A 26528-nucleotide genomic window follows, 5' to 3' on the forward strand; every position below is an offset into this window, starting at 1 on the left:
GTGTGGTTCCCGTTTTATATCGATCCTTTTTGCGCTCGTGTTGATATGTATGTCTGCATGCACAACGAGAAAGCCAGATTCAACGATTTATCTCAGCCCGACCATTGCCGCTGTCGCAAATAAAGTGGCGAGAGGCGAGAGCACGGAAATTTTTTGGCAACAGATTATCGCAGCAGGAACGCCGTTAGTTGAGCCGTTTGATGACCACCGTAAGGTGATGACTTTTCTTGTGCGCGGTGCGCAAAAGAGCGTGCTGTTAATCGGCGCACCGGCGAATGATCATCAATATTTGGAACGTTTGGGACAATCCGATATTTGGTACAAAAGTTTTGTGGTTCCCAATAGTGCGCGGCTGACTTACAAAATTGCGGTGGATGTGCCGGACTTATCTGAAGCAGAGGGCGGGCGCTGGCGCGCGTTGATGCTAACCGCAAAAGCCGATCCACTTAATCACACGCCTTGGCCAAAAAATTCCCCTGATTTTTATGTGCAGGAATCGTCTATCAGTTTGCCCGATGCGCCGCCCCAACCTTGGAGTGAGCAGCGTCAAAGTCCAGTGGGTGAATTAAAAGCTTATCAAGTGGAAAGCAAAATTCTCGGCAACTCGCGTGCGATTAATCTCTATACCTCGCCGGGATTTTCACCCTCCGCGCCCAACGCGATTTTGTTATTTGTATTCGATGCGCGCGAATTTATTTCGCTCGTTCCCACGCCGATTATTCTCGATAACCTTTATGCCGCAGGCCGTTTGCCTCCTATCGCCGCTGTTTTTGTTGGTAATCCCGATAGCAGTAGCCGCTCTCATGAATTGCCGGACAATCCAGAGTTTGCGCGCTTTATGGCGCAAGAACTTTATCCCTGGGCGAGCCGCCAATTGGGTGTGCGTATTCCAGCGGAACGCACTGCGCTGGCCGGTTCCAGTTTTGGCGGATTAGCAGCCGTCACAGTTGCAATGCGCCATACCGATGTGTTCGGCAATGCGTTGGCCTTGTCCGGTTCTTTTTGGTGGAAGGGCGGAGCGGATTTACCTGTCGTGCCGCAGCGAGTCATCAGCCAGCCGCGATTGCCGCTGCACTTATTTGTCAGTGCCGGATTGTTCGAAGGATCGCGCAATGGGGAACCGGGGATTATCGATACGTCCCGCCAACTGCGTGATGCATTGGCCAACAAAGGCTACGAATTTCACTACCGCGAATATGTGAGCGGCCACGATTATTTTGCCTGGCAGGGCGCACTTGCCGATGGGCTCTTGGCGTTATTTGAAGCGAAAAGGTGATTTCAGCGTCAATCCTTACCGACAACGCGGTTTTGCATTGAGGCTTTTAATGATATTAATTATCATTAGCGCAAGAGAATAAAAGTTAAGTAATGTTTAGCGCAGGTTTAGTTCGATTATCGCGAGCTGTCTGCTGCGTTCGATTTTTTGATCACTGTCGTAAGGAAATCCAAGTGTCATTGCTCCTCTCGTTCCCCCCAATTCGTGCTCGCTTGGCTTATGTGCCACTCGGTTTGGCCTTATTTCTTACCTTGGGTTGTTCATCTGATCATGGCGATGAAGAAGCTGATAGCGCGCCAGAAGTCGCGGTGATTACCTTGGCTGCACAGGATTTTCCGGTGCGCACCGAATTGCCGGGGCGAGTATCGGCCTTACGTATTGCCGAGGTGCGCCCGCAAGTGAGCGGGATTGTGGAGAAGCGCTTGTTTGCCGAAGGCTCTGATGTGAAAGCGGGGGATTTGCTTTACCAAATTAATGCCGATACCTACAAAGCGGCGATGGCGCGCGCCAATGCCGACTTGGCAATCGCCAAAGCCAATCTGGTGAATTTGCAAACGCTAGCCGAGCGACACACACGGCTGCTAACCAGCAAAAGCGTCAGCCCGCAAGAACATGATCAGGCACAAGCTAATTACCAGCAGGGTTTGGCGCAAGTCGGTGCTGCAGAGGCGGAGCTTGAGGTTGCGCGCCTGAATCTGGAACGCACCAAAGTCCGCGCACCTATTGCTGGTCGTATCGGGCGCTCTGCTATTACCGAAGGTGCTTTGGTATCGGCGGATCAGCCGGAATCACTCGCCACCATTCAACAGTTTGATCCCATCTATGTGGACATAGTCCAATCCAGCCAACAGCTGTTGCAACACAAGCGTCGTTTACAAGCCGGGGATTTAAAACCGGGCGACCGCGCAGCCAGTTTGATTCTGGAAGATGGCGCTCCGTTTGAGCAGCAAGGTTTTCTCAAGTTGACCGAATTGAATGTTGATCCTGCTACCGGCGTGGTAACCCTGCGCGCGCAATTTCCCAATCCCCAAGGATTATTGCTGCCGGGAATGTATGTGCGTGCGTTGATTGAGCAAGGTATCGAGTCGGGCGTGGTATTGATTCCGCAACAAGCCGTGCACTACAACGAAAAAAATGAACCTGCTGCCTGGGTGATAGGCACCAATAATCAGGCGGAGTTACGCGCTTTGGAATTGCTGGGCAGCGAGGGCAGCCAATGGGCTGTGCGCAAAGGATTAAAAGCGGGCGAGCGAATTGTGGTGGAAGGCAGTTTACGAGTAAGACCTGGGCAGGGTGTGAAACCAGTTGCTTGGGTTGCTCCTGCCGCGCACTCTGTAATCGCCAAAGCCGATGTTGCTGACAAGGCTGCGACTCCCCCTACTGAAACTCGGGTGGACTAAATTATGGTCTCCCGTTTTTTTATCGAGCGCCCGGTATTTGCGTGGGTTTTTGCGATTGTAATTATGCTCGCGGGGCTACTTGGTCTGCGTCATTTATCGGTTGCCCAATATCCCAATATCGCACCGCCGATTGTTCAGGTTTCTGCTTTTTATCCCGGCGCTTCAGCAGAGGTAGTCGAGAACAGTGTCACTCAGATTCTGGAGCAAGAATTAAAAGGTCTGGATCATTTACTGTATTTCGATGCGAACAGTTCTTCATCTGGTTCAGCAAGTATCACGCTGGTGTTTGAGCAAGATGCCGATCCGGAAGTCGCGCAGGTACAAGTACAAAATAAAGTTAACCAAGTCAGCTATCGCCTGCCGCGCGCAGTACAACAAGCAGGTTTAAGCGTGACCGCCCAGCAAGGCAGTTTTTTGATGGTAGCGGTTTTCTACGATGAATCCGGTGTGCGTAGCGATGCAGATATTTCGGATTGGCTCGCTACCACCATGGTCGATGCACTCGCACGCGTCCCGGGTGTTGGTGCAGTGGAAAATTTTGGTTCTCCTTACGCGATGCGCATCTGGTTGCAACCTCATCGTCTCAGCAGTTTTGGTCTGATCCCCGCCGATGTAGTGCGCGCAATCGAATCACAAAATACCGAAGTGCCGGTGGGCGAATTAGGTGGTCGCCCTTCAGATAATGAGCAGCGTTTGAATGTTACGGTGACTGCACTTTCGCGTTTGCAAACGCCGGAACAATTTCGCGATATCGTGATTAAAACGGCACCGGACGGCGCCGTCGTTCGCCTTGCCGATGTGGCGCGCGTGGAAATCGGCAGCGAGAGTTACGCTAGCACCTCGCGGTTAAATGGCATGCCTGCATCTGGTTTGGCCATTAATCTTGCGCCCGGTGCAAATGCATTGGACACCGCTGGATTAGTTAAAGAACGCATCGAACAAATGAAGCCTGCGTTTCCGCAAGGCGTGAAAATGATGTACCCCGAGGATGCAACTCGCTTTGTAAAACGTTCCATCACCGAGGTAATTAAAACTCTGGTGGAAGCCATGGCGCTAGTAGTGCTGGTGATGTTTATTTTTCTGCAAAACTGGCGCTCGACTTTGATTCCTGCCATCGCCTTGCCAGTTGTACTTTTGGGTACGTTTGCTGTGTTAGCGGCGTGCGGTTATTCGATCAATACGCTCACGTTGTTCGGCATGGTGCTCGCCATCGGTTTGCTAGTGGATGATGCAATTGTGGTGGTAGAAAACGTTGAGCGGATTATGGCGGAAGAGGGGCTTGATGCGCGCGCCGCCACGATTAAATCCATGAGCGAAATTACCAGCGCATTGGTTGGAATTACCTTGGTGCTGGGTGCAGTATTTTTGCCGATGGCTTTTTTTGCCGGATCGGTTGGCGTTATATATCGCCAGTTTTCGGTTACGCTGGTATCGGCGATGGCACTGTCAGTTTTAGTCGCCGTTAGCCTTACGCCGGTACTTTGTGCGAGCTTGCTTAAACCTCATGCTGATAAAGATTATTCCAAAACTCGCCGTTACGGATTGCTCGCAGCTATCGGGCGTGGCATCAACAATGTGCAGCAAAAATACACGCGCAGTTTGAGCCTGGTATTGAATCGCCCGGTGCGATTTTTGGTGGTGTACGCAGCTATTTTGCTGTGCGTTTTTTTCGGTTATCAACGTTTGCCGGGAGCGTTTATTCCCGAAGATGACCAAGGCACGGTGATGGTGCGTTACATGTTGCCCGCTGGCGCAACTTATCCGCGTACAGCGGAAGTGGTTAAAGAAATCGAGCAGTATTTTTTAACGCAAGAAAAAGAAAATGTTGAAGCCATCTACACCGTCGCCGGTTTTAGTTTTACCGGGTCGGGGCAAAATGCGGGCATAGGTTTTGTCCCGTTAAAAGATTGGTCTGAACGCAAAGGTTTTGAAAACAGTGCGCAGGCAATTGCGAGCCGCGCCACTCGTGCATTGAGTGGGCTTCGCGATGCAAAAGTATTTGCAATGGTATTGCCACCGATTGATGGCTTGGGTGATACCGACGGCTTTGAATTTTGGCTGCAAGATACACAGGCTATTGGCCAAGCCAAACTCGCGGAGAAAGCGCGTGAGCTGGTAGATGCAGCGAGTGAAAGCCCTGCAATTTTATATGCGGACAGTGACGGCAGTGAGCCCAGTCCGCAATTGCGTATCGATATCGACCAACAAAAAGCCTCAGCCTTGGGTCTTGATCTGGATGATGTGAATTCAACGCTGGGCACCGCATGGGGCGGTACTTACGTGAATGATTTTGTGCATCGCGGTCGTGTGAAAAAAGTATTGATGCAAGCCGATGCCGATTACCGCTCTGCACCGGAAGATTTGCACCAATGGTTTGTGCGCGGTAACGACGATGCCATGACTCCTTTCTCGGCCTTCGCTTCAACGCGCTGGGATTCTGGCCCAACGCAGCTCACACGTTTTAATGGTTTACCTGCAATTCCGATCAGCGGTGCCGGTGTTCCCGGTGTGAGTTCTGGCGAAGTGATGGAAGAAATTGAACGCATCGCGGCTGAACAAGGTGTAACCCATTTTGCGTGGAGTGGATTGTCCTATCAGGAAAAAATTTCCAGCGGACAAGCGCCGCTGTTGTATGCCGTCTCCATCCTCTTTGTGTTTTTATGTCTCGCTGCACTTTATGAAAGCTGGTCAATTCCGTTCTCGGTATTGATGGTAATTCCACTCGGATTATTGGGCGCAGTGTTGGGCGCAAATTTATTGGGTATGACGCGCGATATTTTCTTTCAAGTAGGCGTGTTAACCACGATTGGATTGTCTGCTAAAAACGCGATTCTGATTGTTGAGTTTGCCGAACATGCCATGCGGCAAGGGCAGGGCGTGATGCAGGCCATTATCGCTGGCGCCAGCCAACGGTTGCGTCCCATTGTAATGACATCGCTCGCGTTCGGTGCTGGTGTGGTACCGCTGGTACTTGCAACCGGGCCGGGTGCAGCGGGGCAAAATGCGATTGGTGCAAGTGTATTGGGCGGCGTTGTTTCTGCGACTGTGTGTGTGATTTTTCTGGTGCCGCTCTGTTATTTATTGATCGTGCGTGCAACCGAAAAATTGCAGCGTCGGTTTAATAATCGTGCAACCACTGCGCGCGATTTTTCCGAAGGAGGCGCGGCCTGATGGTAATTATTTTTGGCTTACTGTTATTGGCCGGCGCAGTCCTTTTGTATCTCAGCCATAGCCATCAACGCTGGTTGGCGAATCCATTATCTGCATGGCCTAGCCGAGTTGCGGGTTGTCTTTTACTGCTCGCTGGTTTGTATTGCGCGTTGCTGGCGTTCAGTGTTGTTACCGCCATTTTTGCAACGCTAGTGCTGCTGATGTTGTATTGGGGGTTGTTGCCGTTTATTGCGCTTACGCCCCTGGTTCCGCAGCGTGCCGATGAAAAATCCCGGAGGCAGAAAAATGTCCGCAATTGATATCGAACCGACAAAAACAACGAAACCCTCCACAACCAAAGCGAATATCCAACCGGATTGGTGGAGCAAAACCTTTGCCGGTTGTGTATTGGGCGCAAGCCTTGCGCTGGCGTTGAGTGGTTTGTTTGCATGGCTTGGGCCGGGTGGAATCAGCGCAGATAACAAAGTGCAAGTGAACATGTGGTTGATCTCACCGTTGTGGGTATTGATTTTCAGTTTTGTTTTTTTATTTCGCACGGGTCTGCGTGCAATCCTGTGGTTATCGCTCGCCAATTTTCTGGCTTATGGTTTGTTGTGGATTGCGCAGCAGGGTTGGTTACACGGGAGCGGAATGTGAAAGTTCGCAGTGATATTTTGCGCGTGTATCGCTCGCTCCATACCTGGGTGGGCATCAGTGCGGGTTTGTTATTGTTTATCGGTTTTTTTGCCGGTGCGCTCACCATGTTTAAGCAACCGCTTGATCGTTGGACTAGTGCGCCGCAACAGCGTTTAGCGTTTGTTGATGAAGCAGAGCGCGATTTATTAGTGAGTCAATTATTAGAAAAACATCCTGCTGCACGGGGCGAATTCACGCTCTATTTACAGCCGCAAGAAAATATCAGCGCTCCGGTAGTGTGGAGTGAGGCGGAGGGCGGTCGTGAACTGGCGATTTCCAGTCCGCGTTGGCAAGCCACGCTGGATGCAAATGGGCAATTGCAATCCGAACAGATAATGCCGTCATTGCTCGGCGATCTGGTGGATATGCTGCATCGCACTGGCGGAATTCCCGGTTTTCTTACCGACGAATATCTCGGTGTTTATGTATTGGGTGTTGCGGGCGTGATGTATTTTCTTGCGCTGGTATCCGGTTTGATTCTGTTGCTACCGACGCTGGTGAAAGATTTTTTTGCGTTGCGGCCGGGTAAAAATCGCAAACGTTTTTGGTTGGATGCGCACAACATTATCGGTATTACCAGTTTACCGTTTCATATTGTGATCAGCCTGACGGTAATTGTATTTGCCTTCCACGACCAGTTTTACGATGGCCTTGCGGAAGTGGTTTATAAAGAGCAACCGATGTTTACACCGCCGGCTGCTCCCAGTGAATCTTATGTGTTGGCAGAAATGTTACCGCCCTCGGAATTGATCAAGCGCTTGCAGGCCGAAGCACCGGAATACCAGGTGAGCGATCTGCTGTATATGCGCCTAGAAACGCCGCGCCCTATGGTGCGCGCGACTATCGTTAATACCGCGCAAATGGTGCATGGGCCAATTGGTGGTTATCTTGGAATTAACCCTTACACCGGTGCCATTACCAACACCAGTATGCTGCCGGAGAAAGCAGATATCTGGAGCGCATTGGCGAGCAGTTTTTTCGCACTACATTTCGGTAGTTATGGTGGCGATTTGGTGCGCTGGGTGTATTTCCTGTTGGGGCTGAGCGGCGCCTTTCTGTTTTATAGCGGCAATTTGCTGTGGGTGGAGAGCCGCCGTAAACACCAACGCGGTCAGCAATTAGTAACCCAGGCGCGCAATATCCATTGGATGGCAGCGGCGACTGTCGGCGTGTGTCTGGGTTCGATTCTTGGGGTTGCTATCGCGATGATCGGTGGTAAATGGCTCTACGCCCATGTGGACAATATCAACCACGGCTATCTGTGGATTTATTACGGCGTATTCCTGAGTGCCGTCGCATGGGCTTTTTGGCAGGGCGCGGCGCGAGGGGCAGTACATTTGTTGCTTGCCTGTGCTGTCGCATCCAGCGCAATTCCACTGACTTCACTGATTGCGATCCTGTTTCCCTCATCAGGGCTTTGGGCTTATACCAGCACTGCAAGCCTGGCGGTGGATGCTACAGCGCTGGTGTTTGCACTGGTGTTTTTGTGGTTGGCGAAGCTGACTTGGCGACGCGCGCACAAGGGCGCTGGCGATAGTGTTTGGGCGGTTAACGCCGAAGTTAAAGATCATCCTGAGACGATTTCAGCGATAAGTCCGGTGCCAAAAAGTCTCGATGACGCTTTAAGTGATTAATCCTAGTCACTTGTTTTACAAAGATATTTTGATTTAGGCGACAAAATAAATCAAAATGCGATTTATCAAATGATAATAATTTACAAATAGAATTAATTTTTGTTAATGTGCCTGCCGTTGCGTTGATCAGGGAAGGAAACCCCGAGCTGATAAACGTGACTCGAACATCGCACCGGGACGTTAACAATGAACCTCTGTATTTCCCCTGATTCACTGACTGAGCAGACGGAGCTGCTGTTTGAACGTGCCGATTTGGGCAGCCCCGCTTGGTGGCAGGATATAACCCGGATCGGCACTCCCTTACGTGGTGCTCACATCGGCGAAACGGTCGAGCTGACCTTCCTTTGGCGAGGTACGCCAGCGCAAGTGTTTATCGATGTTTACTCCCACACTCCCCATATCATCCAATCACTCACGGCGCTAACCCGTATTGGTCAGACCGACGTCTGGTACTGGCGGACCCGGTTGCCCGTTGATTGGTGCGGTAGCTATTTTTTACTGCCGGTTGAGGCAGAAGATTTACCGCCACCGGAGCATGGCCGCGAGCGTCGCCATTGGTGGATTGATCTGATGGAGCGGCAGGCTCAGGCGGACAGTTTTAATCTGTATCCGCCGCACAACAGCGGTTGGGGTTTGCCACTTTCGGCGATCCAACTGCAGCCAGCGCGCGCATTGCCGGAGGTTATCACTCCAGTCCAAATTCATCACGAACGCTGGCTCAGTCGCCGCCTCGGCAATGAACGTTCAATCTGGCTGTACGATTCTGGCAAAGACAATGCGGGTGATAAGCCGCTGGTAATCCTGCTTGATGGCCATTACTGGGCTAATCACCAGCCGCTACTTAGCGAGTTGGATGCGCTAACGCAAAGCGGCGTTTTGCCCGCAGCCCAATATCTGTTTATCGATGCATTGAGTCCGCGCGCGCGCGCCGACGAAATGCCATGCAACCCAACATTCTGGTACGCGCTGCAACAGGAATTATTGCCCCGGTTACAGAAACGTTTTTCCCTCACCCAAGACCCACACAAAACCCTGATCGCAGGCCAAAGCTTTGGCGGCTTGGCTGCAGCTTATGCAGTGCTGCATTGGCCAGAGCGCTTTGGTATCGCGCTCAGCCAGTCAGGTTCTTTTTGGTGGCCGGATGCGGATGAGGCCGGTGATAAAGGTGAGTTGACTCAAGCGGTGTTGGCCGGTCAAGGGCAGGGAGCAACACTGCGTATTCATCTCGATATTGGCTGCTACGAGCAGGACATGCTGGGCGTTAACCGCGCTTTGTGCGATGCCTTGATCGCTACCGGCCACAAGGTTAGCTATCGCGAATTCCGTGGCGGCCACGATTGGCTCTGCTGGAGCGAAGGGCTGGTCAGCGGGCTTATCAGCTTGCTGGGTTCGCCAGCGCCGGATACCGAATTTTCTCCCGCTTAATTACCGCTTTTAAATTTAATCGCACTTCCTAATTTGATTACGAGCAAACCACCATGAGCAACGAAAACTACCTCAATCCATTTGATGACGAACAACACCAATTTTTAGTGCTGGCTAACAACCGCGCGCAATACAGCTTGTGGCCGGAATTCGCCGCTGTGCCTGCGGGATGGGATGTGCGCTTTGGGCCGCACGAGCGCAGCCAATGTCTGGATTACATCGAACGCCACTGGCCGGAAATCAATCCTTTTCAAGTCGCCAACTGAGGTTATCTGCCATGACATTCGCAAAAACCTTGCCCTTGTTGGCAACGCAGGAAGGAATATGGCTGGCTGATCAGGTCGCCGAGGACAAGGCTGTCTATGTCATTTCCCACTGCATCGAATTGCACGGGGAAGTAAATCCGTCGCTGCTGCAACAAGCAATTTGCATAGGTCTATCGGAGGCCGATACGGTGACGGCGGATTACCGCGCGGTAGGTTCAAGCGTCGAGCAAGTGTTGGTTACACCTGATTCTGCAGCGATTGCCATTGAAGTGATGGATTGGTATGACCAGCCCGCTGGCAAAACCCGCGCATGGGAGTGGATGTGGGCTGATACCAAAGCGGATTTACCCTTGGGTGGCAGCGCACCGCTTTATCGTCATGGGATTTTTCGGGTCAGGGAAGAGACTCAAGGAACTTCTGGCCGCGAGTGCTGGTTGTGGTATCAGCGTTACCACCACATCATGCTCGACGGCTACAGTTTTACCGCATTAACTCGCCGCATTACCGCTATTTACAATCATCTGGTACAGGGCGAAGCGGTGAGTGCTAGCCCGTTTGTTGGCGTGGATTTGGTCGTTGCGGAGCAGCAAGCCTATCGTCAATCCAGCAAATGGGAGAAAGATAAAAACTTCTGGCAGGATTACCAACAAGCCTTGCCGGCAGCGACGAGTTTGTCATTGCGCAGTTCGGCGAGCAGCCAGACCAGCACCAATTTATTGAGCCATAACTTTGCATTTCCTGCGGATTGTTTTGCGCAGTTGCAGCAGTCGATTCGCGCAAACGATGCCGCCCCACAACTCACCCCACCGGATTTACTGCTCGGTTTACTGGTTGCCTACCAAAGCCGTATGACCGGCCAATACAGCCAAGCATTCGGTGTGCCTTTTATGTGCCGCATGGGTTCGGTAGCGGTGAAGTCGGTCGCGCCGGTGGTGAATGTGCTTCCGGTTGCGGTGCATTTGCACCCGGCAATGGCGTGGCTTGAGGTGGCACAAACGGTCAAAGCATCGCTCCAGCAAGTGCGACCACACCAGCGATATCCCGCCGAGCAAATCCAGCGCGATAGTCACCTCGTCGGTTCCGGCCAAAAACTTTATGGCGCGGTCATCAATTACAAAATGTTTGATTACACCGTTGAGTTCGCTGGCAGCGAGGGCACTGTTATTGCGGGAGTTACCCATCACCTCGCCACTGGTCCGATTGATGATCTGGAATTTGGTCTGGTGATTCAGGGCGAACAGATCAGCCTCGAATTGCGCGCCGATGCCAGCCGCTACAGCAGCGACGAATTAGAAGCTCACGCCCAGCGCATCCAGGGATTATTGGCGGGTTGGTTAGCTGATCCACAAACCAGCTTGGTGCAATTGCCGCTGTTGAATAGTGATGAATCGAAACAGATTGCTGAGTGGTCGCAAGGGCTTGCGGTTGAACGCGACTCAAGCCTTACTACCATCGTGGATTTGCTGGTCGCACAGGGACAAAACCAGCCAAATGCTCTTGCACTCGTGTGTGGCGAAATCCGTCTGGATTTTGCCGCGTTGAATCAACAAGTCGCACGCCTAAGCCGCTTGTTAATTGCAGAAGGTGCAGGCGTCGGACAAGTAGTTGCTGTTGCAATTCCACGCTCGACAGAAGCCATTATTGCCATGCTGGCAGTGCTGAATAGCGGCGCTACTTTTTTACCGTTGGATCTGGATTATCCGCCCGAGCGCATGGCGATGATGTGTGAGGATGCTAATCCGCGCCTATTGCTCAGCAGTCGGCGCGCGCATCTGGAATTGCCCGCGACTTTAAAACGTCTCGACCTTGATACCACCAGCGTCCAAACGCGCTTGTTAAGTTTTAGTGGTAGCCCGCTGCTCGCTAATGAGCGCATTGCTCCAATCACTGCAGATAGCATTGCCTATGTGATTTTTACCTCCGGCAGTACCGGTCGCCCCAAAGGGGTGATGAATACCCACGGTGCTTTGCTGAATCTGATTTCATCCCATCGCACGGCGTTTTATTTGCCTACCTTGGCGCGCGTTAATAAAGCTTGGCCGAATCGTGCTTTACGCGCGGCACACACTCATTCGTTTTCGTTTGATTCCTCCTGGTTGCAGATTTTCTGGATGCTGTTGGGGCAGGAGCTTTATGTTTTCGATGAAGACACCCGCCGCGATGCTTATGAATTAGTGCAATCAGTCGCGCGCTTGCAGATAGATGCCATGGATTTGCCGCCGTCATTTTTGGCGCAGATGCTCAGTAATGGTCTGATGGCAGAGAAGCAACATCACCCAAGCCTGATCCTGATTGGCGGCGAGGCGGCACCGGCAGCGCTTTGGCAGCAGCTGCGCCAGTTCCAGCACCTGCAAGTACATAACCTCTACGGCCCGACGGAATACACCGTCGATACTTTGCGCGCTGCGCTGGGTGATAGTGAGCGGCCGGTTATTGGTCGCCCGATTGGCAATACGTCAGTCTATGTATTGGATTCTCGTCTGCAGCAAGTACCAGTCGGTGTTGTGGGCGAGCTGTATGTCGCGGGTGCAGGTTTGGCTTTGGGTTATCTCGCTCGCGCTGGCTTGAGTGCGAGTCGCTTTGTGGCGAATCCGTTTGCTGATTCGGCTGATACGGGCAGCCGTATGTATCGCACGGGCGATCTGGTTCGCTGGAATCGCGACGGCCGTTTGGAATATATGGGACGCAGCGACGATCAGGTCAAAATCCGCGGTTATCGCGTGGAGATCGGCGAGGTTGAAAATGCTTTGTCACTCTTGCCCGGAGTGGAAAGTGTGGTGGTGATCGCCCAGTCGGTGAATAACAGCCAGCGGTTGGTGGGTTACTGCGTGGTGCCCGGTTTGAATACCAACGAGCAAGCGCAATGCAGCCAGACGCTGCTCGCCCAACTGCGCCAGCAATTACCGGATTACATGGTGCCGTCTATGCTGGTGGTGATGGAGGAATTCCCGCGCAATGTCAGCGGTAAAGTGGATCGCAAACGCCTGCCTGATCCCGCTAGCCAAATACCTGTCGCTGCATTTAGCAGTGCTCGTCCGGCCAATCACAAAGAGGTGCAACTGTGCGAGGCTATGGCAGAAGTGCTTAAGCTTGCCCAAGTTGGCGTTGAGGATGATTTCTTTGTACTGGGTGGCGATAGCATCTCGGCAATTATGCTGTGCACCGAGCTGCGTCGCGCCGGTTATGAACTGCGCCCCAGCGAAATTTTTGCGCTGCGCAACCCACGCCAATTAGCCGCGGTTGCTCGTCAATCAGAGGTTGAAACCGCTGAAGTTGCTACATGGAGTTTGTCTGCAGAACAAACCGCAGAATTGATCGCGCTCTACGGTAATTTCTCCGCTGCTGCGCCGGTATTGCCACTGCAAAAAGGGATGTTGTTCCATGCCCAATTAGGGCAGGGCGCTGGCAATTACAACGCCTACACCAGAGTGGATTTTAACGGTGCATTGGATCGCCAGCGTTTGCGTCGCGCGCTGGATTTCCTGTTAACCCGCTACCCGCAACTCGCCGGTGTATTTGATACCGAGACAGGTACTGAGCCGGTATTTTTGTTGCCCGCCGCCGATCAGGTTTTGGCTTGGCCGTGGCAAGAACATGATCTGACTACATTCAGCGAAATAGCCCAACAGCGTTTGCTGAATTCTTTCGAGCGTGAATTGCTTGATGCTGAATATGCGACCCATGAATTCGGCGGCATGCTCAACGCGGCCTTGGTCAAATTGGATCAAGATCGTTATCAGCTACTACTAGTTATCCATCATTTGGTGGTGGATGGTTGGTCGACGCCCTTGTTGCAGCGCGATCTCCTTCAGGCTTACGAGCAGCAAAAACCACTATCCAAACCGCAAGCCGATTACGCCCAGTTAATTACCTCGCTGGCAACACGCGATCTCGCTCCTGGGCGTGCGCTTTGGCAACAATCTCTGGCTGGCGTGCAACCGACAATCGCTTTTGAACAGCTGCAAGCCAGCGCGCAAATGGAGGAGTTTTCGCTCGCGCTGTCGACAGCAATGACGAGTGAGTTGATGGCGCAACTGCGTCAGCGCGGCCTGACGTTGAACGTATTGATGCAAGCTGTTTGGGCGCTGGCGTTGTCTGGCCTGACCGGTCGCGATGATCTGGTATTTGGTAGCCCGGTATCAGGGCGAAGCGCGCCGGTAGCGGGTATCGAAGAGCAGGTAGGTTTATTCCTCAATACCTTGCCGGTGCGTGTAAAACTGGAGGCCAATTGTTCTCTGTGGGATTTGTTGCCATCCATGCAGCAGCGTCATATCGAACTCTTGGAAAACGATGCTTTGGGATTGGCGGAAATTCAACGTCTTGTCGGTAACGGCAATCTGTTTGATACCTTGCTGGTGGTAGAGAACTATCCCGATAGCGATTATCTCGCCCGCAACCTTATCGGTACTGATGGCAAACCGCTCGTGATGGGCAATATCCACAACCGCGGCTACAGCCATTATCCGCTCGCACTGCTGGTGCTACCAGGTGAAAGCCTGACGCTGCTGGTGGAGAATCGCGGTGCTCTGGCCAATCCGGCACAGATTGCCCATCGGGTAGAGCGCATTCTGCAAACCTTGCTGGCTCAGCCGGAATTGCCAATTGCCCGTTATGTACTGCAATCGGAGCAGGAAGAAACCTTTATTCGTCAGGTGAATGCGACGGCACAACCGCTCGCACCGCAAACCCTGCGTGGTGCCTTAGCGAATCAGGCGTGGCGTACACCGGATGAATTGGCTCTGCGCGATGCACGCCATAGTCTCACCTATAGCGAAGTACGCCAGCAAGTCCGAGCGCTCGCCGCAGAACTGGTGAATGCCGGTGTGACGCCGGGCAGTATTGTTGCGATTGCGATTCCTCGTTCAGTGCACTTGAGCCTGGCGCTTATGGCGGTGATCGAAGCGGGCGCGGCTTATTTGCCGCTGGATCTGGGTTATCCCGATGATCGCCTGAGTTATATGCTCAGTGATGCCAAACCGCGTTTGCTGTTGACCAGCGAATCTTCACGTGAGCGACTGCATGTATTGGCAGGAGCGCCTGCAATCCGCGTGTTCAATCAATTGCTCGATACTGAAACTGTCGGTCAGACAGAGTTGCCTGTCGCAATTAGTCCACAACATCCGGCTTACATCATCTACACCTCCGGCACTACCGGTCGCCCGAAAGGTGTGTTGGTTTCCCATGAGGCGATCTATAACCGTATCGAATGGATGCAACATGAATATCGGCTGGATGCTAATGATGTTGTCCTGCAGAAAACCCCGAGCAGTTTTGATGTTTCTGTGTGGGAATTTTTCTGGCCACTGATGGTAGGTGCGCAGTTGGTGATGGCTGAACCGGAAGCTCATCGCGACCCACAACAACTGGTGCAAACCATTGAGCGTTTCGGCGTGACTTGCATGCACTTTGTGCCCTCAATGCTGGCGATTTTTACGGCCAGTGCAAATGCCCTATACGCACAAGAGGAAAGCATCTGTTCAAGCTTGCGCCTGGTGTTTTGTAGTGGCGAGGCATTGACTAAAGCCCAGGCAAAAGAATTTACCCAGCGCTTTAATCGCGCGCAGTTACACAATCTTTATGGCCCGACAGAAGCGGCAGTGGATGTGACTTATCACCCCGCGGATTATCGCAATGGTGATGAACATACAGCGGGTGGCGCGGGCGTTCCTATTGGTCGCCCGGTATGGAATACGCAAGTGCGTGTGTTGGATCAATATCTGCGCCAAGTGCCGGTAGGAGCAACGGGCGAGTTGTATTTGTGTGGCGTGCAATTGGCGATGGGATATCTCGGTCGCGCTGATCTGACTTCCAGTCGTTTTGTTGCCGATCCTTATTCGAGTGAAGCGGGCGCGCGTATGTATCGCACCGGCGATATTGTGCGTTGGTTGCCGCAAGGTGTGATCGAATATTTCGGCCGCGCTGACGACCAAATAAAAATTCGCGGCCAACGGGTCGAGCTGGGCGAAATCGAAACCCTGTTATTGCAGCAAACCGGCGTTGCCAATGCTGTCGTAAATGCTGTTGTGCTGGGGCAGGTCGATGCAGCGCAAGCCAATATGGATAACCGTCAGCTGGTGGCTTATATAGTGCCCGAGGCCGGACATGAACCGGCATTACCAATAATTCAGTCCAACCTGCAAGCGCAGTTACCCGCTCATATGGTACCAGTGGCTTGGGTGATTTTAGATGCTTTGCCGCTGAGCGCCAACGGTAAATTGGATCGTAAAGCTTTGCCTATTCCATCTTCAGGTCTTTCAACTAACGCGGGGCAATCCAATCGTCAGGGGCGCTTGCCTGTACGCGGTTTGGAAACCCGTCTCGCCAATGTGTTTGCGCGTGTGTTGGATGTAGAGCAAGTATTTGCCGATGACGATTTCTTCGCGCTGGGCGGACACTCGCTGATGGCGATGCGGCTAGCCGCCGAGATCCGCCGCGAATTGCAGCGACCAGTCGCGGTAGGGCAAATCATGACTTCGCCAACTGTGGAAAAACTCGCGGCCCAGCTCAACGATTCGGTGATGCTCAATGACTTCGGTAACGATGGCTTTGATCAGCTGATTCATTTGCGTCAAGGGCAGGGCGCGCCGCTGTTCTGCTTCTATCCCGGTTCCGGTTTTGCGTGGCAATACTCGGTGCTATCGCGTTATCTCAAAGCGGGTCAGCCGATTATCGGCCTGCAATCACCGCGCCCCGGCGGCTTGATCGCAACCAGCCAGACCATGGATGAGTTGATCGATCGGCAATTGCAGATTATCCGCACTGCGCAACCGGAAGGGCCGTATTACTTGCTAGGTTATTCATTGGGCGGAACTGTGGCTTATGGCGTCGCAGCGAAATTGCGTGCGCAAGGCGAAGCCGTGGACTTCCTCGGTTTGCTGGATACCTATCCCGCTGAAGTGCATGACTGGAGTGATCCACAAGGTGCAGAAGCTGCGATGGGTGCCGAGCGCGAGCAAGCTCAATTATTGAATGACGCTTTCGCTGGAAATGCGCCAGCAGATGCGGCCTTGGATGATGCTGTTCTTGATAAATTAATGCGTCAGGAAAAGGAAGCGATGCTCAACCAAATTTTTGCCAACTATAAAGATGCTGTGCGCCTGCTCGCAAAAACCAATACACCGGCTTACAGCGGTTCGGTCACTTTGTTTGTAGCTGATCAATCCCTGCCAGACTATATCGATGCAGATTCCGCCTGGTTGCCCTATGCGCAGCAATTGCAAATCCATCATCTAACCGAATGTTCCCACGAAAATATTATGTCCCCGCAATCGTTGGAAACGCTGGGGCCATTGTTGGAAGAATTGATTGAACGAGCGGCAATTTATAGTTCAGCTGATACAAAACTTGTTACAAAATCCGAAGAGAGATCGCTGACTGTTTAGTAAAAGGTTTAGCAAAAACTGTGTCGTGAAAAAGGCGAGTCGATGATGTAGTTCATCGGCTCGCTGATTTTTTATTCGCTGCTCCTGGCAACTCTACTTGCTAAGGCATTTAAATTTTTTGGAAAAATCATGGCTAAAAAATCCATTTTTGTTGACCTGAGTGTGCTTCGGGATAATCGCAATTTTCGCAACGTTTTTATTGCGCGCACTATTTCCCTGTTGGGACTCGGCATGTTGTCTGTGGCAATTCCCATGCAGGTGTACCAATTAACCGGCGATAGTTTTCATGTCGGTGTGGCCATGGCACTGGAAGGTATTGGTTTGTTTGTCGGTTTATTGCTGGGCGGTGTGTTGGCAGATCGCCAAGATCGCAAAGCGTTAATTTTATTTGCGCGCGCAATTTGCGGCCTCGGATTTTTTGGTCTTGCCATTAACGCCTGGCTGCCCACGCCATCGCTATGGGTGATTTATTTTTTATCGGTATGGGATGGTTTTTTCGGCGCGCTGGGGGTGAGTGCATTAATGGCTGCCATGCCGTTTATTGTAGGCCGCGAGAAGCTGATGCAAGCGCGCGCGGTGAGTATGGTTAGTATTCGGTTGGCGACAGTCATATCACCAGCATTGGGTGGAATTATTATCGCTGCTTCTCATGTGGGTTGGGCCTACTTGATTGCTGCGCTTGGCACTGCGCTTACATTGTTGCCGCTGTTAAGTTTGCCAGTGATGAAACCAGCGGAGATTGAAGACAATCATCCGCTGCGCGCATTAACGCAAGGGTTTCAATTTATGGTGACTAACAAGATAGTGTTCGGTGTGGTTTTGGTTGGCACTTTGGTGACGCTAACCACGGCTATTCGCGTGCTGTTCCCCGCGCTGGCCGAAACTGCTTACGGTGGTGGTGCGTTTGAATTAGGTTTGATGTATTCCGCTGTGCCGCTGGGGGCAACCTTGGGTGCAATTATCAGCGGCTGGGCCAATGATCTTAATCGCCCTGGTTGGGTAATGGGCGCGACCAGTCTCGGTTCGTTTATCTGTTTGATGTTGTTGGGGGTGAATCAACATTTTATTCTCGCGTTGATATTGCTCGCAGCTTTTGGTTATCTGGTATCGATTGCCTCATTGCTGCAATACACCCTTGTTCAAGGCCATACGCCGGATCAATATCTTGGTCGGGTCAACGCACTTTGGACGGCTCAGGATGCATCGGGTGATTCGCTCGGCGCAGTCGGTATCGGATTAATGGGCAAATTCCTGTCGTCCCTCGCCAGCATATTTACTTTGGGTGCAATTGCCTTCGGCGCAACTTTGGCAGTGCTCGGTATATTCAAATCCCTGCGCGATGCGCCTATGGAAGCTGAACCGCTGAATAGCCCAGCCACAGGGTCATCGGTATTGGCTGGCAACACTTGAGAAATGTATTGTTCTTTAGGAGCTGTTTGTTCGTATATTTGTCTGAAGTTTCCGTTGTGATGAAATGGCGTCAGGTTGGATAAATAAAATACTGTATAAATTACTAGTACTGTTTGCGTATACAGGTTTTTCGTGTATGCTATCTCCAACAGTGTGGGTTTAACCTCCTGCATGGCAAAATAGATCTTTAAAAGATTTCATAACAACTGTTTCATTATTTTTTATGTTGAGGTGTCAGATGGATGCGAATAAAGAGAAAGCGCTGCAGGCCGCACTAAGCCAAATCGAACGTCAATTTGGTAAAGGTACTGTTATGCGTATGGGCGACAAAGAACAGGTCGCTATTCCTGCTATTTCTACTGGTTCTCTTGGTCTTGATGTCGCATTGGGAATTGGTGGCCTGCCTAAAGGTCGTATTATCGAGATCTACGGTCCTGAATCCTCTGGTAAAACAACGCTTACCTTGCAAGTAATCGCAGAAGCCCAACGCGCTGGCGGTACTTGTGCATTTATCGATGCTGAACATGCGCTCGATCCTATTTACGCCACCAAATTGGGCGTAAATGTTGAAGATTTGATTGTTTCCCAGCCTGATACTGGCGAACAAGCCCTTGAAGTGACGGATATGCTGGTGCGTTCCGGTGCAGTAGACGTATTGGTGGTGGACTCGGTAGCCGCATTGACTCCGCGTGCGGAAATCGAAGGTGAGATGGGTGACCACCACGTAGGTTTGCAAGCACGTCTGATGTCGCAAGCGCTCCGTAAAATCACCGGTAACATCAAAAATGCTAACTGTCTGGTGATTTTCATCAACCAGATTCGTATGAAAATTGGTGTGATGTTCGGCAACCCTGAAACCACCACCGGCGGTAACGCGCTTAAGTTTTATGCGTCCGTCCGTCTTGATATCCGTCGTATCGGTGCGGTGAAAGAGGGTGAAGAAGTGATTGGTTCTGAAACCCGTGTGAAAGTGGTTAAGAACAAGGTTGCTCCTCCATTCAAGCAAGCTGAATTCCAAATCCTTTATGGTTCAGGTATTAACCGTATGGGTGAGATCGTTGATTACGGCGTGAAATTAGGCCTGATTGATAAAGCCGGTGCCTGGTATAGCTATCAGGGCAACAAGATCGGTCAAGGCAAAAACAATGTAATGAAGTTCTTGCAAGAAAACCCCCTTATCTCCAAAGAACTGGAGCAAAAAGTCAGAACTGAACTCCTTGCAACACCTGCACTCTCACTTAGTCCGGGCGGTAATGAAGTTACGGATGACGTAGAGGTTTAAACATTTCGTTACAGTGATAAAAACCTCCATTGGCTATATTGTTGATGGAGGTTTTTTGGTCTTTAGGGATAGAGCTTGCATCGCCCTCAAGCGCTCTCTATGCTGTAGGTAATGAGTGCGATATACGGTTTAAATTTCGCACAAAATCAAGGGGATAGTTGCTTAAGTTAAACTAGTATCCCTTTAATCAACTTAATATGAATTGGTGGGGTGGATAATGAAACGGTTTGGTTGGTTGTTGGTTGTAATGAGCGCGCTGGTATTTGCAGGTTGCTCTACCCAGCCGCAAGTAGAAACTGATCATCAGGCGGATTTTGATTTCTCAGCGTTAAAGACCTTTGAGGTGGCTGAGACAAAGCAGGATGCTAAAGAAAATATCCTCATATCGCCATTTACGTTAAGTCATATTCATTCTGCACTAAAAGGCGAGCTGGCTAAGCGCTATCAAAGCGCAGCAACTGGCGCTAAACCGGATTTTATCGTTAGCTACCATGTAGTCATCGAAGAGAAGATTGACCCGCGTAGTTACGATGATCTTTATGGTTATGGTTATTTTGGTCGCCCTTATCGCTATCCTTCCCCCTTCTTTTACGGACCGGGTGCAGGTTTGCGTGTATACAATCAGGGTAGTCTGATTATTGATATCGTAGATGCTAAAACCGAAAAACCAATTTGGCGTGGTGTGTCAGAAAAACGACTCAGTCGTGGTATGGCGCCCCAGCAACAGCGCGAAGTGTTGAGTCGCGCAGTGAATGAAGTTATTGCCCAGTTTCCTCCTGTTAACTAAGGGTAATTGGTGATTTTAAATGGCCGCTTATGCGGCCATTTTTATTGGAGTTTGATGTTTCATGCAGCAAGAACCGCCCAAACTATCGGATATCCGCTACAGTGCTATGAGTTTGCTGGCGATGCGTGAGCATTCGGCAAAGGAGCTAAAAGATAAGCTGGAGCGTAAGTTTGAAAGCCCTGAGCTTATTGAAAGTGTAATTGCCGCATTAATTGAACAAAACCTGCAATCAGATGAACGATTCACTCAGGCATTTGTATCCATGAGGCAAAGGCAAGGGAAGGGACCGCTAATTGTCAAGATGGAGCTGCGTGAGAAGGGGGTGTCAGCAGAATTAATTGCGCAGTTTATCGACGATTCGGATGAATGCTGGTATGAGCTGGCTTATGAGGTCAGGGAGAAAAAATACCGTGGTTTGGCTCCAGCAGATCAGCGCGAACGCGCGAAACAGATGCGTTTCCTGCAATCTCGCGGTTTTTCTAGTCGCCATATCCAAGCGGCATTTAAGCTCACAACCAATGAAGATTGGTAAAGATAAGCCCCATTTCGTCACCAACTTCCAATTTTTCCCACGGAAGCTGGTTCTCGTTTAAGATCTCGTTCCCTAAGGCGGGCGAGCTTTTCATTGAGCCGAAAAGGCCTTTCTGTTACTCTGGCGCCCCGTCCTGAACGATAAATCCCCCTGCCTCGCAACGAGTGCTGCTGTTGGCATTTATCTCCAATCCGCTCCGCATTTTTCACAGTAATCAGGTTTTACATGACGCGCTATATATTCGTAACAGGTGGTGTTGTTTCCTCATTGGGCAAAGGCATCGCCTCGGCTTCCCTGGCGGCCATCCTTGAGGCTCGCGGCCTTAAAGTCACCATCATGAAGCTCGACCCCTATATCAACGTAGATCCGGGTACTATGAGCCCCTTCCAGCACGGGGAGGTGTTTGTTACAGAAGATGGCGCCGAAACAGATCTGGATCTAGGTCACTACGAGCGTTTTATTCGTACCAAAATGACTCGCCGCAACAACTTCACCACCGGACGTGTTTATGAAACCGTATTGCGCAAAGAACGCCGTGGCGATTATTTGGGCGGTACTGTACAAGTTATTCCGCACATTACCGATGAAATCAAACGCCGTATTCTTGAAGGCGGCCGCGACGTTGATGTTGCGCTGGTAGAAATTGGCGGTACTGTTGGTGATATCGAATCCCAACCCTTCCTCGAAGCTGTGCGTCAACTGAAAGTGGAAATGGGTTCGCGCGCGCTGTTAATGCATTTGACGCTGGTACCTTATATCGCTACCGCTGGCGAAACCAAAACCAAACCTACACAACATTCTGTAAAAGAGCTTCGCTCAATCGGCTTGCAGCCAGATATTTTGTTGTGCCGCTCAGAAAAAATGGTCGACGAAGATTCCCGTCGCAAGATTTCATTGTTTACTAACGTAGCAGAGCGCGCTGTTGTGCCGCTTCCTGATGCGGATACTATTTATTCAATTCCACGTTTGTTACAAAGTTTTGGTCTTGATCAAATCGTTGTTGAATTGTTGGGCCTGCAATGTCCTGTCGCTGATTTAGGTGAGTGGGACAAAGTTGTAGAAGGCAAACTGAATCCGGTTAACTCCATCACCATCTCTATGGTTGGTAAATACATGGAATTGCTGGATGCGTATAAGTCATTGATTGAAGCTTTGACTCATGCCGGAATCCATACCCACACCAAAGTAAACATCAACTACATTGATGCTGAGCGTGTGGAAAACGAAGGTGTAGAAATCCTGAAAGATGCCGATGCGATTTTGGTTCCGGGTGGATTTGGTGAGCGTGGTGTAGAAGGCAAGTTAATGGCCGTGCAGTACGCTCGTGAAAATAAAGTCCCTTACCTTGGCATTTGCTTGGGGATGCAATCAGTTGTTATTGAATTCGCCCGTAATGTGTTGGGCTTGAAAGGTGCCAACTCTACTGAGTTTGATCGCAACTCACCGCATCCGGTGATTGGATTGATCACCGAGTGGATTACCTCTGACGGTGAAGTAGAGAAGCGCGATGAATCTTCTGACCTTGGTGGCACTATGCGTTTAGGTGCACAAGAATGTCGTTTGGTTTCAGGTTCGAACGCACGCAAAGTGTACGGTGCTGATGTCATTGTTGAGCGTCATCGTCATCGCTATGAAGTCAACAATAATTATGTTGATCAATTGCAAAAAGCAGGTTTGAAGATTGGTGGTTGGTCTGCTGATGATACTTTGGTAGAAATGGTGGAAATTCCTGATCATCCATGGTTTGTGGCTTGCCAATTCCATCCGGAATTTACGTCCACACCTCGTGACGGACATCCTTTATTTACTGCGTTTGTAAAAGCGGCGCTGGCAAATAAGAAATAATGTGAGGGCGCAAACATTGCGCCCTTTTCATGTAGGTCAGCTACTGATTTTAAAATTATTCTGAAAGGAATACATGTGTCTCAAGAAATAGTAAAAATTGGCAATCTTAATGTTGGAAACTCATTGCCGTTTGTATTGTTCGGCGGTATGAATGTGCTTGAGTCGCGCGATATGGCGATGCAAGTTGCAGAAGCCTATGTGCAAGTGACCCAAAAATTTGGAATTCCTTACGTATTTAAAGCCTCTTTTGATAAGGCTAATCGTTCTTCTATCCACTCCTATCGCGGTCCTGGCATGGAAGAAGGTTTAAAGATTTTTCAAGAAATCAAACAAACCTTTAATATTCCTGTCATCACTGACGTGCATGAAATTGATCAGTGCCAGCCGGTAGCTGATGTTTGCGATGTGATCCAGTTGCCCGCATTTCTTGCTCGCCAAACAGATTTAGTGGTCGCTATGGCCAAAACTGGTGCAGTGATCAATATTAAAAAGCCCCAGTTTTTAAGCCCCGGCCAAATGAAAAATATTGTTGAAAAATTTGGTGAGTGCGGCAACGATAAAATTATTCTCTGTGATCGTGGCACCAATTTTGGTTACGACAACCTGGTCGTTGATATGCTCGGCTTCCGCACCATGCGTGAAGTCAGCGGCAATGCTCCGGTTATTTTTGATGTGACCCATTCATTACAATGCCGCGATCCAATGGGCGCAGCATCAAGTGGTCGTCGCCATCAAGTAGCAGAATTGGCGCGTGCTGGAATGGCAGTGGGTTTGGCTGGTTTATTTTTAGAGGCGCACCCAGATCCGAATAATGCCAAGTGCGATGGTCCTAGCGCGTTACCGCTCGATAAGTTGCAACCATTTTTGCAACAGATGAAAACGATTGATGATGTGGTGAAAAATTTTCCACCACTCGATATTCAGTAATTAGACGCACTTTTTTGTAGAACATATTTTTGTAGAAACATACTCTGGAGAAAAACGAATGACTAAGATTGTTGACATCAAAGCTTTTGAAATTCTGGATAGCCGTGGCAATCCAACTGTATTGGCCGAAGTTATTCTGGAAGATGGTTCAGTAGGTTCAGCGGCAGCTCCTTCAGGTGCTTCTACTGGCTCTCGTGAAGCTCTGGAATTGCGCGATGGTGACAAGTCACGTTACTTGGGCAAAGGCGTATTGAAAGCCGTTAACAACATCAATACAACTATTAAAAATTTGGTAGTAGGTTTGGATTCTCTGGATCAACGCGCACTCGATAACGCAATGATCAAAGCAGACGGTACTGACTTCAAAACCGTATTGGGCGCTAACGCTATTTTGGCGGTGTCTTTGGCGAACGCTAAAGCAGCTGCGATCTCCAAAAAAGTTCCACTCTACGCCCACATTGCTGATCTGAATGGCACTCCAGGTAAATACTCTATGCCAGTTCCGATGATGAACATCATCAACGGTGGTGAGCACGCTGATAACAACGTAGATATCCAAGAGTTTATGGTTCAGCCAGTGGGCGCTAAAACGTTTGCAGAAGCTCTGCGTGTTGGTGCTGAGATTTTCCACAGCCTGAAAAAAATTCTGCACGACAAAGGCCTGAATACCGCAGTGGGTGACGAAGGTGGTTTTGCTCCAAACCTGCCATCTAACGAAGATGCATTGAAAGTTATCGCTGAAGCGGTTGAGAAAGCAGGCTACAAACTGGGCGATAACGTAACCCTGGCTCTGGATTGTGCTTCAACTGAATTCTACAAAGACGGTAAATACGATTTGGCTGGTGAAGGTCGTGTATTCACTACTAACGAATTCTCTGATTACTTGGCAGATTTGGCTGCTAAATATCCAATCATTTCTATCGAAGATGGTAAAGATGAAAGCGATTGGGCTGGCTGGGCAGATTTGACACAAAAAATTGGTCACAAAATCCAATTGGTTGGCGATGACCTGTTCGTAACCAATACCAAGATTTTGAAAGAAGGTATTGATAAGAAAATTGCTAACTCTATTTTGATCAAGTTCAACCAAATCGGTTCTTTGTCTGAAACACTTGATGCAATTAAAATGGCGCAAGATGCAGGTTACACTGCAGTTATTTCTCACCGTTCTGGTGAAACCGAAGATACCACTATCGCTGACTTGGCTGTAGCAACTGCTGCTGGTCAAATCAAGACTGGTTCTCTCTGCCGTTCAGACCGCGTTTCTAAATATAACCGTCTGCTGCGCATTGAAGCAGAATTGGGTGCTGCTGCTCCTTACAAAGGCCGTGCAGAATTCAAGTCGTAAGATGATTGAAAAAACAAAGGCCGAATGCTCGGCCTTTGTTTTAATGTTAATAGCTTTTAATGTTAATAGCTTTTAATGATAATAAAATTGCAATCAAGGTTAAGCAGATCGCGCTAATGTTATGAAATGGCTTCTGGGTGTATTGATAATTTTGCTTGCCGCACTGCAATACCGTTTGTGGGTCGGCGATGGCAGTTTGGCCCAAGCGCATCGCTTGGAGGCCGATATCAAACTACAGCAAGCAGAAAATGATCGTATGCGTGAGCGTAATCGCATTCTGGATGTAGAAGTCGAAGAATTAAAATCAGGTCTCGATACAATCGAAGAGCGTGCGCGCAACGATATCGGCTTGATTAAAAAAGATGAAACTTTTTTCATGATTTTGGATGAAGAACAGTAGTTTCCGATGACTACATTTATTAACTGTCCAATTTCGAAAATACCCTCATGAGTCATTCAAGTCCTTCCCAAACTCCCGCTTATTGGATTGTTGTACCCGCCGCTGGTGTGGGTGCACGAATGGGCAGCGCCTGTCCAAAACAGTATTTACCACTCGCAGGCAAAACTGTTATCGAAAATACGTTGGAGCGATTGCTCGCTTTGCCAGAGATCGCTGGCATTTTTCTGGTATTAAGTCCGGAAGATAATCATTGGGATGGCTTGCCCCTTGCAAAAAATGACCGCATTCATCGCATAGCAGGCGGCGCTGAGCGCTGTGATTCAGTATTAAATGCGCTTGAGCATTTGAAAGAAATCGCATCACTTGATGATTGGGTTCTTGTGCATGATGCTGCTCGCCCTTGCGTGCATAAACACAGCATTGTGAAATTAATCAATGAAGTAAAGGATCATGCAGTTGGTGGAATTTTGGGTGTGCCTGTAAGTGATACTTTAAAGCAGGTTAATGATTCGACCATACAAGCAACAGCCGATCGCCGCTTTTTATGGCAGGCACAGACTCCGCAAATGTTTCGTGTTGGTTTGCTGCACAATTGTTTGCGTAAAGCCTTAGTGGATGGGAAAGTCATTACTGATGAGTCGTCTGCCCTGGAGTGTTATGGTTATCAACCACTAATGGTTCAGGGGCGAAGTGATAATATTAAAATTACACGTCCGGAAGATTTGGCAATTGCTGCTATCCTCTTGCAACAGCAAGCTTAATTCGCTT

Annotated in this window: 18 protein-coding genes; all 18 read left to right on the top strand. The window is 50.1% G+C overall.

Annotated features, from left to right (window positions below; all coding sequences use genetic code 11):
- The first annotated feature begins 49 nt into the window (after positions 1 to 49).
- The 18 genes from AAGC78_RS02515 to ispD all read left to right on the top strand — a co-directional run bounded on the left by AAGC78_RS02515 (position 50) and on the right by ispD (position 26521).
- Positions 50 to 1276 (top strand): alpha/beta hydrolase-fold protein, encoded by a 1227-nt coding sequence (locus AAGC78_RS02515; protein WP_435782456.1) that lies wholly within the window; start codon positions 50 to 52, stop codon positions 1274 to 1276.
- Positions 1277 to 1449: 173 nt separating this feature from the next.
- Positions 1450 to 2676 carry an efflux RND transporter periplasmic adaptor subunit gene (locus tag AAGC78_RS02520; RefSeq protein ID WP_435782457.1) on the top strand — a complete coding sequence of 409 codons (1227 nt, stop codon included), beginning with the start codon at positions 1450 to 1452 and terminating at the stop codon, positions 2674 to 2676.
- A 3-nt stretch (positions 2677 to 2679) separates the two neighbouring features.
- Positions 2680 to 5847, top strand: a complete 3168-nt coding sequence (locus AAGC78_RS02525; protein ID WP_435782458.1) for a multidrug efflux RND transporter permease subunit — start codon at positions 2680 to 2682, stop codon at positions 5845 to 5847.
- Positions 5847 to 6146: a hypothetical protein gene (locus AAGC78_RS02530; protein WP_435782459.1), complete on the top strand. Its 300-nt coding sequence runs from the start codon at positions 5847 to 5849 to the stop codon at positions 6144 to 6146. Before AAGC78_RS02525 ends, AAGC78_RS02530 begins: the two co-directional genes overlap by 1 nt.
- Positions 6133 to 6483 carry a hypothetical protein gene (locus tag AAGC78_RS02535; RefSeq protein ID WP_435782460.1) on the top strand — a complete coding sequence of 117 codons (351 nt, stop codon included), beginning with the start codon at positions 6133 to 6135 and terminating at the stop codon, positions 6481 to 6483. The genes AAGC78_RS02530 and AAGC78_RS02535 overlap by 14 nt, the downstream gene beginning before the upstream one ends.
- The gene (locus tag AAGC78_RS02540) at positions 6480 to 8156 is read left to right on the top strand and encodes a PepSY-associated TM helix domain-containing protein (RefSeq protein ID WP_435782461.1); all 1677 of its coding nucleotides are present in this window, start codon (positions 6480 to 6482) and stop codon (positions 8154 to 8156) included. Before AAGC78_RS02535 ends, AAGC78_RS02540 begins: the two co-directional genes overlap by 4 nt.
- Positions 8157 to 8342: 186 nt before the next feature.
- Entirely contained in the window at positions 8343 to 9581 is a 1239-nt protein-coding gene (fes, locus tag AAGC78_RS02545; RefSeq protein WP_435782462.1) for an enterochelin esterase, read from the top strand.
- Between the two features lie 53 nt (positions 9582 to 9634).
- Positions 9635 to 9847 (top strand): MbtH family protein, encoded by a 213-nt coding sequence (locus AAGC78_RS02550; protein WP_435782463.1) that lies wholly within the window; start codon positions 9635 to 9637, stop codon positions 9845 to 9847.
- Positions 9848 to 9858: 11 nt separating this feature from the next.
- Complete coding sequence (locus AAGC78_RS02555) at positions 9859 to 17229, top strand: amino acid adenylation domain-containing protein (RefSeq protein ID WP_435782464.1); 7371 nt, start codon at positions 9859 to 9861, stop codon at positions 17227 to 17229.
- A gap of 129 nt (positions 17230 to 17358) precedes the next feature.
- Complete coding sequence (gene entS / locus AAGC78_RS02560) at positions 17359 to 18639, top strand: enterobactin transporter EntS (protein WP_435782465.1); 1281 nt, start codon at positions 17359 to 17361, stop codon at positions 18637 to 18639.
- 238 nt (positions 18640 to 18877) lie between these two features.
- Positions 18878 to 19921 (top strand): recombinase RecA, encoded by a 1044-nt coding sequence (gene recA / locus AAGC78_RS02565; protein WP_435782466.1) that lies wholly within the window; start codon positions 18878 to 18880, stop codon positions 19919 to 19921.
- Between the two features lie 217 nt (positions 19922 to 20138).
- The gene (locus tag AAGC78_RS02570; RefSeq protein ID WP_435782467.1) at positions 20139 to 20708 is read left to right on the top strand and encodes a DUF4136 domain-containing protein; all 570 of its coding nucleotides are present in this window, start codon (positions 20139 to 20141) and stop codon (positions 20706 to 20708) included.
- A 61-nt stretch (positions 20709 to 20769) separates the two neighbouring features.
- Complete coding sequence (locus tag AAGC78_RS02575; RefSeq protein WP_435782468.1) at positions 20770 to 21240, top strand: regulatory protein RecX; 471 nt, start codon at positions 20770 to 20772, stop codon at positions 21238 to 21240.
- Between the two features lie 225 nt (positions 21241 to 21465).
- The gene (locus AAGC78_RS02580; RefSeq protein ID WP_435782469.1) at positions 21466 to 23085 is read left to right on the top strand and encodes a CTP synthase; all 1620 of its coding nucleotides are present in this window, start codon (positions 21466 to 21468) and stop codon (positions 23083 to 23085) included.
- A gap of 75 nt (positions 23086 to 23160) precedes the next feature.
- A complete protein-coding gene (gene kdsA / locus AAGC78_RS02585; RefSeq protein ID WP_435782470.1) occupies positions 23161 to 24012 on the top strand; it encodes a 3-deoxy-8-phosphooctulonate synthase in 852 nt (283 codons plus the stop codon).
- 58 nt (positions 24013 to 24070) lie between these two features.
- Positions 24071 to 25360, top strand: a complete 1290-nt coding sequence (gene eno, locus AAGC78_RS02590) for a phosphopyruvate hydratase (protein WP_435782471.1) — start codon at positions 24071 to 24073, stop codon at positions 25358 to 25360.
- A gap of 121 nt (positions 25361 to 25481) precedes the next feature.
- The gene (locus AAGC78_RS02595) at positions 25482 to 25760 is read left to right on the top strand and encodes a septum formation initiator family protein (RefSeq protein ID WP_435782472.1); all 279 of its coding nucleotides are present in this window, start codon (positions 25482 to 25484) and stop codon (positions 25758 to 25760) included.
- A gap of 47 nt (positions 25761 to 25807) precedes the next feature.
- The gene (gene ispD, locus AAGC78_RS02600) at positions 25808 to 26521 is read left to right on the top strand and encodes a 2-C-methyl-D-erythritol 4-phosphate cytidylyltransferase (protein WP_435782473.1); all 714 of its coding nucleotides are present in this window, start codon (positions 25808 to 25810) and stop codon (positions 26519 to 26521) included.
- Positions 26522 to 26528 lie beyond the last annotated feature (7 nt).

The sequence above is a fragment of the Cellvibrio sp. genome (assembly GCF_039207905.1).
In the GTDB taxonomy this organism is placed as follows: domain Bacteria; phylum Pseudomonadota; class Gammaproteobacteria; order Pseudomonadales; family Cellvibrionaceae; genus Cellvibrio.